This window comes from Cupriavidus sp. PB-02, from assembly GCF_058252315.1.
The window spans coordinates 2420681-2435428 of the sequence record NZ_CM177695.1 but is presented as its reverse complement, the minus strand read 5'-3'; the positions used below and the strand labels follow the sequence as shown (position 1 = coordinate 2435428).

General features: G+C 70.3%; 11 protein-coding genes. 2 read left to right on the top strand and 9 right to left on the bottom strand.

The window, feature by feature from the left end:
• Positions 1-54 precede the first annotated feature (54 nt).
• From AC10V3_RS31825 to AC10V3_RS31790, 8 genes are all read right to left on the bottom strand, one after another.
• On the bottom strand, positions 55-834 hold the full coding sequence (locus tag AC10V3_RS31825) for a DUF4397 domain-containing protein (protein ID WP_022539383.1): 780 nt from the start codon (positions 832-834) through the stop codon (positions 55-57).
• Positions 835-1190: 356 nt separating this feature from the next.
• Positions 1191-2219: a diguanylate cyclase gene (locus tag AC10V3_RS31820; RefSeq protein WP_022539382.1), complete on the bottom strand. Its 1029-nt coding sequence runs from the start codon at positions 2217-2219 to the stop codon at positions 1191-1193.
• 81 nt (positions 2220-2300) lie between these two features.
• Positions 2301-3323 (bottom strand): chemotaxis response regulator protein-glutamate methylesterase, encoded by a 1023-nt coding sequence (locus tag AC10V3_RS31815; RefSeq protein WP_022539381.1) that lies wholly within the window; start codon positions 3321-3323, stop codon positions 2301-2303.
• A complete protein-coding gene (locus AC10V3_RS31810; RefSeq protein ID WP_022539380.1) occupies positions 3320-5653 on the bottom strand; it encodes a hybrid sensor histidine kinase/response regulator in 2334 nt (777 codons plus the stop codon). The genes AC10V3_RS31815 and AC10V3_RS31810 overlap by 4 nt, the downstream gene beginning before the upstream one ends.
• Positions 5650-6345, bottom strand: coding sequence for a chemotaxis protein CheW (locus AC10V3_RS31805; RefSeq protein ID WP_022539379.1), 696 nt, complete (start codon positions 6343-6345; stop codon positions 5650-5652). Before AC10V3_RS31805 ends, AC10V3_RS31810 begins: the two co-directional genes overlap by 4 nt.
• The gene (locus AC10V3_RS31800; protein ID WP_022539378.1) at positions 6338-7603 is read right to left on the bottom strand and encodes a CheR family methyltransferase; all 1266 of its coding nucleotides are present in this window, start codon (positions 7601-7603) and stop codon (positions 6338-6340) included. Before AC10V3_RS31800 ends, AC10V3_RS31805 begins: the two co-directional genes overlap by 8 nt.
• The gene (locus AC10V3_RS31795) at positions 7600-8076 is read right to left on the bottom strand and encodes a chemotaxis protein CheW (protein WP_022539377.1); all 477 of its coding nucleotides are present in this window, start codon (positions 8074-8076) and stop codon (positions 7600-7602) included. Before AC10V3_RS31795 ends, AC10V3_RS31800 begins: the two co-directional genes overlap by 4 nt.
• 39 nt (positions 8077-8115) lie before the next feature.
• Positions 8116-9780 carry a methyl-accepting chemotaxis protein gene (locus AC10V3_RS31790; protein ID WP_041681839.1) on the bottom strand — a complete coding sequence of 555 codons (1665 nt, stop codon included), beginning with the start codon at positions 9778-9780 and terminating at the stop codon, positions 8116-8118.
• A gap of 237 nt (positions 9781-10017) precedes the next feature.
• Here AC10V3_RS31790 and AC10V3_RS31785 point away from each other — a divergent pair, with 237 nt between their 5' ends.
• Positions 10018-11346, top strand: a complete 1329-nt coding sequence (locus tag AC10V3_RS31785; RefSeq protein WP_022539375.1) for a putative bifunctional diguanylate cyclase/phosphodiesterase — start codon at positions 10018-10020, stop codon at positions 11344-11346.
• Between the two features lie 113 nt (positions 11347-11459).
• Here the strand turns inward: AC10V3_RS31785 and AC10V3_RS31780 are convergent, their stop codons facing one another.
• Positions 11460-11630: a hypothetical protein gene (locus AC10V3_RS31780; RefSeq protein WP_349607478.1), complete on the bottom strand. Its 171-nt coding sequence runs from the start codon at positions 11628-11630 to the stop codon at positions 11460-11462.
• Here AC10V3_RS31780 and AC10V3_RS31775 point away from each other — a divergent pair.
• On the top strand, positions 11629-14646 hold the full coding sequence (locus AC10V3_RS31775; RefSeq protein ID WP_022539374.1) for a DUF6600 domain-containing protein: 3018 nt from the start codon (positions 11629-11631) through the stop codon (positions 14644-14646). The two genes, AC10V3_RS31780 and AC10V3_RS31775, sit on opposite strands and share 2 nt — an antisense overlap.
• The last annotated feature ends 102 nt before the right edge of the window (positions 14647-14748 follow it).

Here is a 14748-nt window from a genome sequence, read left to right as displayed (position 1 = left end):
CCTGCCTGCCTGCCCCACACACGCGGTGCAGGGAGGCGAAACCAGCTGCGGCGCTTACTGCGTCACCAGTTCCAGGCCGGCTTGCGACTCGTCATCGCCGCGCGCCACCAGCACCTTGATCTTGTTCGGCACGGTCGCGCCGATGCCGTCGACCGGGATGGTCGTGATCAGCCAGTCGGCATTGTTGGCCAGCGTGAGCGCACCGGAGTCAAAAATAACCGTCTTGCTTCCCGCCGGCGTGATGCGCAGGCGATAGGTGCCGCCGTCCAGGTCAATCGAGTCCTGGCCCGAAGCCGGCGAGGCCTGCTTGTACGCCACGGCGCCGAAGGTCGGTCCGACCGAGTTCAGGTCGATCGCGGGCATGGTCACGTAGATATCAACGTTCTGCGCATTGAACGAGGCGTTCAGGCTGCGCACCCGCGCCTTGTTCGACAGCAGGCCCTTTTCGAACGGATCGTCGATGGTCAGCGCTTCGGCAACGGTCGAAGCCGGCAATGCCACCACGGTGTACTTATGGCCGGTGGCCGCGACAAACGAGGCCCGCGCCAGTTCGGTCTGCGTGCCGGCGACATTGAAGGCGATCAGCTGGTTGCCTGTCTCGACGTTGAAATAGGTCGAGACGAACTTGTAGGGCTTGTCCAGGAAGCTGGTCTTCGCACCGTTCTGCAGCACGTCGACGTTTGGGCCGCCAGTCACTGCGTGGATCGCGCGGATCGAGGGCTTGCTCAGTCCGACGCGGTCATCGATGCCATCGTCGCCGCCACCGCAGGCGGACAGGACTGCCGTTGCGGCCAGGGCGAGGCCGAGGATAAGACTGGTCTTGGATCGGAACATGGGTCACCTCTTACCGTTGGAATCAGAGACGAGCTGGCCCATGCCCGCGCTGGGCGCGACGGTCGCGTGGCCAGTTTGCTATCTGCTGCAGGCGCGGCGATTGCGCTTGCGGTGATGCAACGATAGGTAGCAGCGCTAATACAAGGCAGGCGCGCGGTTCCGAATTCCATGTCGGACGATTCCGACAAGAAGCGATTCGTACAGGAGGCGGTGTGGGGCAAAGCCAGTCGGCGCATGGCCGCGCGGGCGGAAGGAGGGCGGCTGCGCAAAAGGTCCCAGTGTGTAACCGGTTGTTGCAGCCGGGTGCTCGTGCACAGACCGACGTCCCGTGGTCCGGTGCGGCAGTCTGCTTCTGTTCACGGCAATGACATCATCACCTGGTTGCGGCCATTGCGCTTGGCCTGGTAGAGGCCGCCGTCCGCCACTTCCACCAGCCGGCTTGCCGGCTCCGCAGGCTGCGGCACCAGTACGGCACCACCGATGCTGACGGTGACGCAGTCGCTGGTGGTCGAGCCGCTGTGGACGATGCGCAGCGCCTCGACCGCGCGTCGCACCTTTTCGGCCAGCAGCCGCACGCCGCCAGGCGAGGTGCCCGGCAGCACCATCGAAAATTCTTCGCCGCCAAAGCGCGCCGGCAGGTCGGCCGCACGCGTGCAGTTGTCGCGGAGCACCGCGGCGACGCGGCGCAGCACCTCGTCGCCGGCAACGTGTCCGTAAGTGTCGTTGTACGCCTTGAAACTGTCGACATCGATCATCAGCAGCGCCACTTGCGTCTGCTCGCGCTGCGCGCGGCGCCATTCGGCGCCGAGGTATTCGTCGAAGTAGCGGCGGTTGGACAGCCCGGTCAGGCCGTCCGAATTGGTCAGCCGCTGCAGCTCCAGGTTGGTCTCGAGCAGCTGCTGCTGGCTTTGCCGCAGCGCGCGATAAGCCTCGTCGCGCTGCAGCAAGTTGAGGTAGGAGCGCGAGTGGTAGCGGATGCGCGCGATCAGTTCGATGCTGTCGGGCAGCTTGACCAGGTAGTCGTTGGCCCCGGCAGCGAACGCCGCGCTCTTCATCGCGGCTTCTTCCTTGGTCGACAGCACGATGATCGGGATATCGCGCGTGGCGGCGTTGTCGCGGTAGCGCCTGACCAGCGTGAGGCCGTCAACGCCCGGCATCACCAGGTCCTGCAGGATCACGGTGGGCTTGGTGCGCTCGGCCACGGCGACCGCCTCGTCGGGGTTGGCGCAGTAGTGGAAGTCGATGTCCGGCTCGGTCGACAGGGCGCGGCGGACGGCCTCGCCGACCATGGCCTGGTCGTCCACCAGCAGCACCATCGCCACGTACTCTTGCGTGGCCGCGCCAGGGCTGGCGTGTCTGGTAGGGGCTGGCTGTTCGGTTTGCATTGTTCTGGGTCCTGGGTGTGCTGTCCCGGTGCCGCCCGGGACGTATGACAGTGCTTCGCTATGCCTGGAGAAAGCGCGCCGTCAGGGTAGTACGGTACGGCTGCCGCATACCTGCACCAGGCGCGGCGCGATGCGCGGCAGCGGCAGGATTTCGGCGGCGGCGCCCATGGCCGCGGCGGCCTTGGGCATGCCGTACACGGCGCTGGTGGCGCGGTCCTGGGCGATGGTGAGGAAGCCGCGCTCGCGCATCGCCTTCAGTCCCAGTGCGCCGTCGCGCCCCATGCCGGTCAGCAGCACGCCGACCACGTCGCCGCGCCAGTGCTCCACCACGCTTTCAAAGAAGACATCGATGGAGGGCCGGTACAGGTAGTCGCACGGTTGCTCAGTGTAGGCCATGCGCGTGGGGCCGGTCAGGCGCAGGTGGTCGTTGGTGCCTGCCAGCAGCACCGTGCCCGCCTGCGGCGTGTCGCCGGGGCGCGCCAGGCGCACCGGCAGCGCGCACTGGCCGTCAAGCCAGTCGGCCATGCCGGCGGCAAAGGCCTCGTCGACATGCTGCACCGTGACCACCGCCGCGCCGAAATCGGCCGGCAGCGCGCCCAGCAGCGTGGCCAGCGCGGCAGGCCCGCCGGCCGAGGCGCCGATGGCCACCAGCCGCGGCGCGGCCACCGCGCGTGGCGGCGCCGCCAGCGTGTGCTGCGGTGCAACGCGGCCCGCCAGCAGCCGGCCGATATTGCGCAGCTTGCGCAACAGCGGCCCGGCGGCGAGCTGGGCATCGGCTTCGGCCAGCGTGGGGGTGTCGACCGCATCGATGGCGCCGTGGCCCATCGCGTCGAACACCTGCGAGGCATTGCGGCCCAGGTCCATGGTCACCACCACGATCGCACAGGGCGTTTCGGCCATGATGCGGCGCGTGGCCTCGACGCCGTCCATCACCGGCATCAGCAGGTCCATCAGGATCAGGTCCGGCGTGTGGCTGGCGGCCATCTGCACCGCCTGCGCGCCGTCGCCGGCGACCCAGGCGATCTCGAAGGACGGATCGAGCGCAAGCGCCCGGCGCAGCGCGGCCACCGCGAGTGGCGAGTCGTTGACGATGCCGATTTTCATGTGCGTGCCTCGCCGATCAAATCCTGTACCGCGTCCAGCAGCGCGGCGTCGTGGAAACTGCCCTTGGCCAGATAGTAGTCTGCGCCGGCCTCCAGGCCACGCTGGCGGTCCTGTTCTCGGTCCTTGTACGACACCACCATCACCGGCAGCTGGCGCAGCGCGGCGTCCTGCCGGATGCGGCGCACCAGCTCGATGCCGTCCATGCGCGGCATGTCGATATCCGTGATGACCAGGTCGAAGGGCTCGGCGCGCAGCACGTTCCAGCCGTCCATGCCATCGACCGCCACCGCCACGTCGTAGCCACGCCCGGCCAGCAGCTTGCGCTGCAGTTCGCGCACGGTGAGCGAGTCATCAATCACCAGTACGCGCCGCGCGCGCACTTGCACAGCGGCCGCTGCTGCCTGGCGCACGCCGGCGATGCGGCCCTCGGATACCAGCTTCTCGACCGAGCGGATCACGTCCTCCACGTCGAAGATCAGCACCGGCGTGCCGTCGTCGGTCAGGCTGCCGGCGGCAATGTCCTTGACCTTGCCCAGCGCCGCCGGCAGCGGCTGCACCACCAGCAGCCGCTCGCCCAGCATGCGGTCGACGGCGATGCCGTAGGTCCGCTCCGCCTCGCCCACGATCACCACCGGCACATCGTCGTGCTCTTGCGCGCTCTCGGGCCGCTGCAGCACCTGCGCGGCGCTGACCAGGCCCACCGCGCGGCCTTCGTGGCGGAAATGCTGGTGGCCTTCGGTCTGCTCGATCTCGCTGCGTGCCACCGCGGCCGCGCGCAGCACGCGGCCCAGCGGAAAGGCATAGGCTTCGCCCGCGACCTCCACCAGCAGCGTGCGCACCACCGACAGCGTCAGCGGTAGCTCCAGCTGGAAATGCAGGCCTTGCCCCGACTGCTGCGTCAGGCGCAGGCTGCCGCGCACGCGGCGCACCATTTCCTGCACCGCGTCCAGGCCCACGCCGCGGCCCGAGACCTCGGACACGGTGTCGCGCATGCTGAAGCCGGGCAGCAGCAGGAAGTCGAGCAACTCGGGCTGCGACAGCCGTGCGGCGGTGTCGTCCGAGGCCAGGCGCCGGCGCACGATGGCGCGCCGCAGCGCCTCCAGGTCAACGCCCGCGCCGTCGTCGAAGATCTCGATCACCAGCCGGCCCGCATTGTGGCGCGCCTGCAGCGTGATGCGGCCCTCGGCGGGCTTGCCCTGCGCGGCGCGTATCTCGGGCGGCTCGATGCCGTGGTCGACGGCGTTGCGCAACAGGTGCGCCAGCGGCGCGTCCAGCGCTTCCAGGATGTCGCGGTCCACCTGCGTGCCCGCGCCGATCAGCTCCAGGTGCACGGACTTGCCGAGGGTGCGGCCGAGGTCGCGCACCATGCGAGCGTAGCCGGTCAGGCCGTCCGCCAGCGGCCGCATGCGCGAGGCCAGCGCGCTGTCATAGAGCCGGCGCGCCAGCCGCGTGGCGCGATGGTCGTACTGGTCGAACTCTTCCAGCCGTTCGGCGAGCTGGCTGTGGCCGTCGTCCAGCAGCTCGCGCAAGGTTGTCAGCGCCGCGCGCGCGTCGCCGGCCGCGCCGGCGTTGCCGTCCAGCACCTGCTGCAACGTCTCCTTCAGCGTATCGGCGGCATGCAGCGCGCGCGCTTGCTGGCGCCTGGCCTTCTGCAGCGACTTGCCGAAGGGGCGCAGCCAGTGCGACTCGACCATGGCCTCGCCGGACAGCGCCAGCAACTGGTCGAGGGTGTCGGCGCTGACGCGCAGCATACGTTCGTGGCCATCGGCCGCAGCCGCAGGGGACGGCGTTTGCGGTGGTGGCGCGGCCAGCGGCTCGGCGCTATCCGCAAGGGGTGGCGCGAAAGCGGCGGGCTCCGGTTCGGCTTCGACGACTTGCGCTTGATCCGGCAGCGGCGCCGGTGCCGTGGCGAACGGCGCCGCCGCGCCGCCATCCAGCGTGCCCAGCCGCTGCACCACCGCCTCGATCTGCGCGCGGCCGGCGCCGTCGGCCCAGCCCAGGTCGCCGCCGGGCGGATGGCCGATGCGCAGCAGCAGGTCCGTGCCTTGCAGCAGCGCATCGATATGCGCGGCGGTCAGCGGCATGCCGCCCTGCGCGGCCACCAGGCAGTCTTCCATCGCATGCGCGACGCGCACGCCGCCATCCAGCCCGACGATGCGTGCCGCGCCCTTGAGCGAATGCGCGGCGCGCATGCAGGCTTCGAGCTGGTCGGCCGCGGCCGGATTGCGCTCCAGCGCCAGCAGCCCGGCATTGAGGACGTCGGCCTGGGATTCGGCTTCGAGCGCGAACAGCTCCAGCAGCGAGGCATCGCGCAATTGCTCGGGATTCATGCCAGGCTCCGTGCCAGCGCCTGGCGTACCAGTGCCGCGTCGAGCAGGCCGACGGTGCGCCCCTGGTCGGCGAACAGCGCCTGCGTATAGCGCGCCGACGCGCGCGCGAGCGTAGCGGGCAGCGGCTGCAGCGCGTGCTCCGGCACGCGGGCGACGCCGGACACCTCGGCCACCGGAAGCGCGATAGCGCCGCGGCCCTGGCCGAGGATCAGGAAGCGGGTGCCGTTACCGTGGCTGTCGGCAGGCGCGGCGCCCGCGTCGAACAGCTGTGCCAGCGACAGGCAGGCCAGCAGGTTGCCGCGCACTGCGGCCAGTCCCAGCACTGCGGCATCGCGCCGGTGCGGCAGCGAATGGACCGGGGCGGGGGCCGTGACCTCGCCCAGCGCCGCGGTCGGCAGGGCCAGCCATTCATCGCCGATGCGGAACACCAGGCAGGACTGCGCGGCGCCTAGCCCGGCGGACGTGTCCGGATCGTCCGCGGCGAGGGTGGCGGCATCGGGCAGTTCGTCCAGCAGCGCATCCAGCCGTTGCGCGTCCAGCAGCGTCGCCGCAGCCTGGGCGTAGGTGGGGCAGTTGCGGCAGTGCCCGTGTTCGGCCAGCGCGGCGCAGGAGCCGTCGCCGCGTACGCCGATGCGCCGCCAGCAGTCGTCGATGGCGTCGGTGCGCAGGAGGATGCCTTGAGGCTCAGCCATGGTGCTTGCGGGTGTGGCGCTGCGCGCGCTGGCGCAGGCGCATGGCGCCGTCGTGGTCGCCCAGGGTGTCGAGCAGCGCGGCCAGGTGGTACAGGCTTTCCTGGTGCTCGGGGTCCAGGTAGAGCGCCTTGCGGTAGGCGGCGTGGGCCTGCGCGGTGCGGCCGGTGGCGTCGTGCAGCACGCCCAGCATGCAATAGGCGTCGGCATCGGCATCCGGCCCCGGGCCGTCGAGCAGCGCCAGGCACGCCGCGGTGGCGGCTTCGAGTTCGCCACGGTCGGCCATGCCGGCAATGCCGGCCAGCGCGGCGCAGCGGCCGCTGGCCGCTGCCGTGGCCGCCGGCACCGGACGCACGGGTGCCGGCCGCAGCGGCACCGGCGTGCGTGGCAACCTCGGCGGCGCGGCCATCCGCAGCGGCAGCTTCGCCTGGACGGACGCAGACGCCGGCGCTGCCGCGGCGCGCGCCGGGTCGGGCTTACGGAAGGCAAAAGTGAGCGGCACGCCCACCGACTCCAGCCCCTGCGCGCTCAGCAGGCTGGCCTCGGCCGGCCCCACGAACAGCATCCCGTCGGCCATGGCCAGGCGCGCCAGCGTCTGCACCGCGCGCCGCTGCCCCGGCGCATCGAAGTAGATCAGCAGGTTGCGGCAGAAGACGAAGTCATAGGGCGGCTCGCCCGCCAGCAGGCCGGGATCGACCAGGTTGCCCTGCAGCAGCCGCACCTGTGCCCGCACGCGCGGGTCCAGCGTGTAGCCGGTCGCCGTGGGGGTGAAATAGCGCTCGCGGAAATCCAGCGGCGCGCTGCGGAAGGCGTTGGGCCCGTATTCGCCCTGGCGCGCGCGGGCAAGGGCGCGGGCGCTGATGTCCACCGCGTCGATGCGAAAGCGCGCCGGCGGCACGCCGGCATCGAGCATGGCCATGGCGATCGAGTAGGGTTCCTCGCCGGTGGAGCAGGGCAGGCTCAGCACCCGCAGCGTGCGCGCGGTGTCGGCGAAGGCGCGCTCGGCGGCAAAGCGGCCCAGCGCCAGCAGGGCTTCGCGATGCCGGAAGAACCAGGTCTCCGGCACCACCACGGCTTCTATCAGCGCCTGCATTTCGTCGGCGGTGCCGTGCAGCAGGTTCCAGTAGGCCTGGGTGTCGGCTGCCTGCAGTGCCTGGCTGCGCTCGCGCACGGCGCGCTCCACCGCGCCGGTGCCGATGGAGCCGGCATCCAGGCCGATGCGTGCCTTGAGCAGGGCCTCGATGTGCGTGGCAGTGCTCATGATGCGGCCTCCGGTGATGTGTCGGCGAACAGCATGGCATGGATTTCGTCTGGCAGCAGGGCCTCGACGCGCACCCACTGCACCAGGCCGCGCGCGTCCTGGCGCACCGGCCCGAGGTAGCGCGGGCTGGCGCCGGCCAGGCCGCCATCGACAAACGATTCCGGCGGGCAGCGCATTGTCTGCGTGGCGGATTCCAGCCGCAGGCCCAGCAGCCGCGGCGCCTCATCCCGGTGGCGGCGGTAGTGGACCAGCACCGTGCGCGTACTGGTACGCAGCGCCGCCGGCACGCCGGTGGCCAGCGCCGGCAGGTCGATCACCGGTACCGGCTGGCCGCGGCGTTCCATCATGCCCGCCACCCAGGCCGGCGCGCCGGGGATTTGCTTCAGGCGCGTGAGCGGCAGTACCTCGGCGATCTCGGCGGCATCGAGCGCATAGTGGTCATTGCCGAGGCGGAACAGCAGGAACAGTTTCATGGAGGCGGCGCGCAGGGCTGGAGCGCAATGACTGGCGGCCTAGACCTTGAAGCGCGACACGCCGCTGCGCAGGTCGTTGGCCACCAGCGTCAGTTCGTCGATCGCCTGGCTCGACTGCCGCAGCGAATCCACGGTCTGCTGCGCGGCCTCGGACAACTGCATCAGCGCCTGGTTGATCTGCTCGGCGCCGCCCGCCTGGGCCTGCATGCCTTCGCTGACCATCTGCACGCGCGGCGCCAGCGACTGCACCTGCGCGATGATCTGCGAGAGCTGGTCACCAACCTGGGTGACATCGGACATGCCGCGGCGCACTTCCTCCGAGAACTTGTCCATGCCCATCACGCCGGCCGACACCGCCGACTGGATCTCGCGCACCATCTGCTCGATGTCGTAGGTGGCAACCGCGGTCTGGTCGGCCAGGCGGCGGATCTCGGTTGCCACCACCGAAAAGCCGCGGCCGTACTCGCCGGCCTTCTCCGCCTCGATCGCGGCGTTCAGCGACAGCAGGTTGGTCTGGTCGGCCACCTTGGCGATGGTGGTGACCACCTGGTTGATATTGCCGGCCTTTTCATTGAGCGTGGCGAGCTTGGCGTTGACCGAGCCGGCGGCGCCCATCACATGCTGCATGGTGCCTTCCATGCGCGACAGGCCGACCTGCCCGGTGCCGGCCAGGCCTGCGGTCTGTTCGGCGGCGCTGGAGACCTCATGGATGGTGCGTACCAGGTCGCGCGCGGTGGCGGAGATCTCGCGCGAGGTGGCGCCGATCTCGGTGGTGGTGGCCGCGGTCTCCGTGGCGGTGGCCTGTTGCTGGCGCGCGGTGGCGGCGATCTCGTTGACCGAGGTGGTGACCTGGATCGCAGTGCGCTGTGCCTGGCCCACCAGCGAGGTCAGCTCGCTGCTCATCTGGTTGAAGCCTTCCTCGACTTCCAGGAACTCGTCCTTGCGGCGCAAGGCCATGCGCAGCCGCAGGTCGCCGCCGCGGAGGCCGGTCAACAGCTCGACGATGGACCGCATCGGCACCGTGATCGCACGCAGCAGCAGGTAGCCGGCGATCACGGCGACGATTACAGCCGCGATCAACGCGGCTTCGATGCCGATCTTGGCGGCTTCGACGGCCTTCTCGATGCCATGCGCCGCGCGCGTGCTGATGGCGCTGTTGTCGTCTACCAGGTGTTGCGCGGCATTGCGCGCGGCGTTCCAGCGCGTGTGGATGTCGCCGCGCATTGCCGCCAGGGCGGCGGCCGCGTTCCATTCGCCGGGACGGACCAGGCTTTGCGCGGCCTGTTCGTATTGCGCGCGCAGGTCGCGATAGGCCTTGAAGGCGACGCGGTCCTCGTCGCGCTGGATCGAGTCTTCATACTGCTGCTCGACCTTGTCCAGCCGGCTCGCCACTTCCTGGCTCCGCTGCTGGAGGTCGCGCCGTTCGGCGTCGCCCGAAGCGTTGAGGATCTCCCATGCCAGCACGTAGCGCTCGCCCCAGATGCCGCGGATGCCGGCGCTGTGGTTCAGCCCGGGCAGCGCGTCTTGCAGCAAGACCGCGGTGCCGCGTTCAATCGCGTTCAGGCGGGTATAGGCGACAACGCCCATCATGGCCATGACAAGCAGGATCAGCGAGAAGCTTGCCAGGATGCGCGTGCGGATGGTCCAGTGGTTCACGGTGAAGTCCCGGTGATGTTCTTGTTCAGGAGCTGCCGTTGCCCGCATCGCCGCATTGGCTGCCGCGCCGGGGCGGGGGCGCGGCCCGGGGGGCGGCTCGATGCGCGGTAGGGTACTGCAAGCCGGGTGCCGATTCAACGCGCAGGGCCATGCCGGACGGCCGGCGTTGCGTGGCGGCATTGCCGTTTGCGCGGAAATCGGAACTGCTTGATTTTTTCCAAGTTTTCGTCACACTTGCTAAATTGCGAACGGGTAACAATGTCGACAATTACAGATGGGGCAGGGATGGTGGCCAAGTCGGGAGCGAAGGCGACTGGTGCCTCGCCAGGCTCGGATCTCGATCCGCTGACCGGCGTTGACAATCGCCAGGGATTTCTGAAGCGGCTGGAGGCACGCCTGCACAGCGAGGCGGTGCCCCGCTGTGCTTTGCTGCTCATCGGTATCGACGACTTCCGTGCCTTCAACGACATGCACGGGCATGCGGAAGGGGACATCATCCTGCAGCGCGTGGCCCGGCGCCTGCGCGACGCCTCTCCCCGCGACGCCGCCATTGGCCGTGTCGGCAGCGACGAATTCGGCGTGCTGCTGCCCTCCATTTCAGATCCCACGCTGGTGCGCCATGTCGGCGCCGCAATCCTGTCGATGCTGTCGTCCCCGCACGAGCATGACGGCCGCCGCCACCATGTGCTGGCCAGCATCGGCGCCTGCGTGGTCCCCGCCGCCGGCGAACAGGGCTCGGACGTACTGGCCGCCGCCAGCCTGGCGCTGGCCCGCGCCAAGCACGACGGCGGCCGCACCATGCGCTTCTTCAAGCCGCAGATGCGCTCGGACGTGACCACGCGGCTGTCGCTGGTGCAGGCGCTGCACGAAGCCTATGCGCAACGCCAGTTCGAACTGCTGTACCAGCCCCAGGTAGACCTGCGCGACGGCCGCATCCGCGGCGCCGAAGCGCTGATGCGCTGGCGCCATCCGACGCGCGGGCTGCTGACGCCGGCCGTTTTCATCGATGCACTGGCCGCGAGCAGTATCGCCAGCGATGTCGGCATGTGGCTGCTGCAGACCGCGTGCGCGCAGGCGCGCGCATGGTCGCTGGCCTTTCCGCAGGCGCCGCGCGTGGCGATCAACCTGTTTGCCGCGCAGTTGTCCGAAAGCCGGCTGCTGACCGAGGTGCGCCACGTGCTGCGCTCGCTGGAGCTGGCGCCCGACTGCCTGGAAATCGAGATCACCGAGACCATCGCGCTGCAGCAGGGCGACGAGGTTTCCGACCAGCTGCAGGCGTTGCGCCGCGACGGCGTGACGCTGACCTGCGACGACTTCGGCACGGGCTATGCCTCGCTCAGTTTCCTGAAGTCGTTCCCGGTGGACCGGCTCAAGATCGATCAGTCCTTTATCCGCAACGTAACCGAAGATCCGGTCGATGCGGCGATCGTGCGCTCGGTGATCAACGTGGGTGCGAGCCTGCACATCGGCGTGGTGGCTGAAGGCGTGGAAACGCCCGAGCAGCGCGACTTCCTGCTGGCCAATGGCTGCCATGAGGCGCAAGGCTACCTGTACGGCCGCCCGATGCCGGCCGAGCAGCTGACCCAACGCCTGCGCGAGCAGGCGGGCGGCTGAGCCCCGGGAAAACCCTTGCCAGCCCGCCTGTCGGGAAAGAGTTGTTTCCACCTTTGACACCCCCCGCGACCCGCCCGCACGGCCGCTGACCTGCCGCCCGCCCGCAGGCTGACTCAGGCCCGCCAGCCGTTCGCATTGCGGTGCCGCATGGCGAAATACAAGCTTACAAAGTCCGCCGGCCCGCCCATGCTGCCGCGCCCGGCGTCATGTATGGTGACAATAGTGTGACGGCTGCCGCAGGCAGGCGCGCCCTGAAGCGTCTTGTCCCCGTTGCCGACATCCATGTCCGATCCCTCCCGCGATTTTTCCCGAGCTTCTTCCCCGGCTTCTTGCCAGGCTGCCGGCCATAACCGCCGCGCGCAGCGCTCCCGGCTGGCACTGACCGCGCTGGCGGCGGCTGCCGGCCTGGCCGTGGCGGCCGCTGCACTGGCGCAGGTGCCCCCCGCGCCCGGCGAGGCTTACCTCGATGCGCCGGTGGCCGATGCCCCGGCGCAGCAGATCGACCCGTCCTCGCGCATCGCCACGCTGACCGCCGTCGACGGCAACCTGAGCTTTGCGCCGGCGGGGTCGGACGACTGGGCCGCGGCGGGCCTGAACCGGCCGGTCACCACCGGCGACCGGCTGTGGCTGGACGCCGGCGGCCGCGCCGAGCTGCATGCGGGCGCCGTCGCGATCCGGATGGGTGGCGCGACCGCGGCCAGCATCCTGAACCTCGACGACAGCACCACGCAGGTCAAGCTGACCCAGGGCACGCTGCAACTGCGCGTGCGCGCGCTGCCGCAGGACCAGACCGTGGAGGTGGATACCCCCAACCTGGCCTTCGTCCCGCGCGAGCCGGGCGACTACCGTCTTGACGTAGCGCCCGACGGCAGCACCACCACCGTGACCATGCGCCATGGCAGCGCCGTGGTCTACGGCGACAGCCGCTCGATCGAAATGCAGCGCGGCGATCGCATGCGCTTTGGCGGCACCGACCTGGCCGACGCGGGCGGCGGCGGCGCGCCGGAAGACGCCTTCGATCGCTGGACCGCGGCCCGCGATGCGCGCGAAGACGCTTCGCCGTCGGCGCGCTACGTGCCGCGCGAGATGCCGGGCTACGCCGCGCTGGATGGCTATGGCGACTGGCAGGAAGATCCCGGCTACGGCGCGGTCTGGTTCCCGCGCGTGGTGAGCGCGGGCTGGGCGCCGTACAGCGTTGGGCATTGGGCCTGGATCGCGCCGTGGGGCTGGACCTGGATCGACGATGCGCCGTGGGGCTTCGCGCCCTCGCACTATGGCCGCTGGGCCTATGTCGGCACGCGTTGGGGCTGGGTGCCCGGCCCGCGCGTGGGGCGTCCGTGCTACGCACCTGCGGTAGTTGCCTTCGTCGGCGGCGGCGGTCCGCACTGGAACGTACGCGTGGACAAGGGGCCTGGCGTGGCCTGGTATCCGCTGGGTCCGCGCGACGCGTACCGCCCGGCTTATCGGGCCAGCCCGACCTACGTCGCGCGCATCAACCGCGTTACCGTCAACAACATCGTGATGGGCGACCGCCGCCCTGGCCCCTACGCCAACCGCAACGTGCCCGGTGCGATCACCGGCATGCCGGCACGCAACTTCGTCGAAGGCCGGCCGGTGCGCGGCATGCACCGCGAGGAATGGCGCAACCTGCCGACCGGCGAGGCCCGCGGCGGGCCGCCGGTGGCACCGGTCAAGGGCAGCCTGCTGGGCGCGGCCCCGGCGCGGCCGCTGCCGCCGCAGGCGCGGCATGGCTTCGAGCGCCAGGCCATCGCCGCGCGCCCGCCGGGCCGGCCCGCCAGCGACGACCTGGCCCGGCGCTTTGCGCGCGAGGGCGCGGTCGTGCCGGGTGCGGGGCCGGTCTGGCGCGGCGAGCGCGTGGATCGCGGTGAGCGCGGGCGTCCCGGACGCGCCGACGCGCGCCCGGCGCCCGAGGTGCGCATGAGCCAGGCCGCCATCGCAGCGCGCGATCGCGGCAATGCGAACGCGCCGGGTGAGCCGTGGCGCGGCAACGGCCGGGGCTTCAGCAACCGGCCGGACGAGGCACGCGGCTTCGCCGACCAGCCGGGTGCGCCCGACGCGCAGCGCCAGGGCCAGGCCATGCAGCGCGAACAGCAGCAGGCGCTGCAGCGCCAGCAGATGGAACAGCAACGCGCGCTGCGCGACCAGCAACGGCAGTTGCCCGAGATGCAGCGCCAACAGCAGGAAGCCCTGCAGCGGCAGCAGCGTCAGGGACAGGACCCGCAGCAACAGGCGCGCGAACTGCAGCGCCAGCAGCAGGAAGCGATGGACCGGCGCCAGCAGGAGCAGCAGCGACAGTGGCAAGGCCAGGCACGCGAGCAGCAGCAGGCGCGTGAACTGCAGCGCCAGCAGCAGGAAGCGATGGACCGGCGCCAGCAGGAGCAGCAACGCGCCCAGCAGCGCCAGTGGGCCGACGGCCAGGATCGTCCCGATCCGGCGCGGCAGTCGCAGGAGATGCAGCGCCAGCGCTTCGAGCAACAGCGGCAGATGCAGGAAGCGCAGCAGCAGCGGCAGATGCATGAAACCCAGCAACGCCAGGCGCAGGAGGTCCAGCAGCAGCGGCAGATGCAGGAAGCGCAGCAGCAGCGGCAGATGCATGAAACCCAGCAACGCCAGGCGCAGGAGGTCCAGCAGCAGCGGCAAATGCAGGAAGCGCGGCAGCGCCAGGCGCAGGACGCGCAACGGCAGCAGGTGGAGCAGCAGCGCCAGTTCGACACGCAGCAGCGGCAGGCCGCAGACCAGCAGCGCCAGCAGATGGAGCGGCAGCGCCAGATGGCCGAGCAGCAGCGCCAGGGCGAGGAGATGCAGCGCCAGCGCTTCGAGCAGCAGCGGCAGGCGCAGGAGGCGCAGCAGCGCCAGGCGCAAGCCCAGGCACAGGCCCAGGCGCAGGCCGTGCAGCGCCAGCAGATGGAGCAGCAACGGCAGATGCAGGAGCAGCAACGCCAGCAGGCCATGCAGCGCCAGGTGCACGAGCAGCAGCAACGCGCCGCGCAGGAGCAGCAGCGCGCAATGCAGGAGCAGCAGCGCCAGCAGGCCATGCAGCGCCAGGTGCACGAGCAGCAGCAGCGCGCCGCGCAGGAGCAGCAGCGCGCAATGCAGGAGCAGCAGCGCCACCAGCAGGATCAGCAACGGCAGATGCAGGAACGGCAGCGCCAGCAGATGGAGCAGCAACGGCAACAACAACAGCAACAACAGCAACAACAGCAACAACAGCAGCGTGCGCAGCACGAGCGCGGGCAGATGGAAGCGCGCAACGGACGGGACGGGGATCGCCGCCAGTAGGGCACGCACGACTGGAGAGCAAGAACAATCAACCCCGGCAAGCCTCGCGGCCTGCCGGGGTTTGTTTGTTGCCGGTGCCGCGCAGGCGGCACCTCGACCTTG

Bases quoted from the DNA above. Each gene is read 5' to 3' on its own strand.
- AC10V3_RS31820 (WP_022539382.1), bottom strand. From the start codon at position 2,219: ATGCAAACCGAACAGCCAGCCCCTACCAGACACGCCAGCCCTGGCGCG.
- AC10V3_RS31810 (WP_022539380.1), bottom strand. From the start codon at position 5,653: ATGAATCCCGAGCAATTGCGCGATGCCTCGCTGCTGGAGCTGTTCGCG.
- AC10V3_RS31780 (WP_349607478.1), bottom strand. From the start codon at position 11,630: ATGGATGTCGGCAACGGGGACAAGACGCTTCAGGGCGCGCCTGCCTGC.
- AC10V3_RS31815 (WP_022539381.1), bottom strand. From the start codon at position 3,323: ATGAAAATCGGCATCGTCAACGACTCGCCACTCGCGGTGGCCGCGCTG.
- AC10V3_RS31825 (WP_022539383.1), bottom strand. From the start codon at position 834: ATGTTCCGATCCAAGACCAGTCTTATCCTCGGCCTCGCCCTGGCCGCA.
- AC10V3_RS31790 (WP_041681839.1), bottom strand. From the start codon at position 9,780: ATGCGGGCAACGGCAGCTCCTGAACAAGAACATCACCGGGACTTCACC.
- AC10V3_RS31805 (WP_022539379.1), bottom strand. From the start codon at position 6,345: ATGGCTGAGCCTCAAGGCATCCTCCTGCGCACCGACGCCATCGACGAC.
- AC10V3_RS31800 (WP_022539378.1), bottom strand. From the start codon at position 7,603: ATGAGCACTGCCACGCACATCGAGGCCCTGCTCAAGGCACGCATCGGC.
- AC10V3_RS31775 (WP_022539374.1), top strand. From the start codon at position 11,629: ATGTCCGATCCCTCCCGCGATTTTTCCCGAGCTTCTTCCCCGGCTTCT.
- AC10V3_RS31785 (WP_022539375.1), top strand. From the start codon at position 10,018: ATGGTGGCCAAGTCGGGAGCGAAGGCGACTGGTGCCTCGCCAGGCTCG.
- AC10V3_RS31795 (WP_022539377.1), bottom strand. From the start codon at position 8,076: ATGAAACTGTTCCTGCTGTTCCGCCTCGGCAATGACCACTATGCGCTC.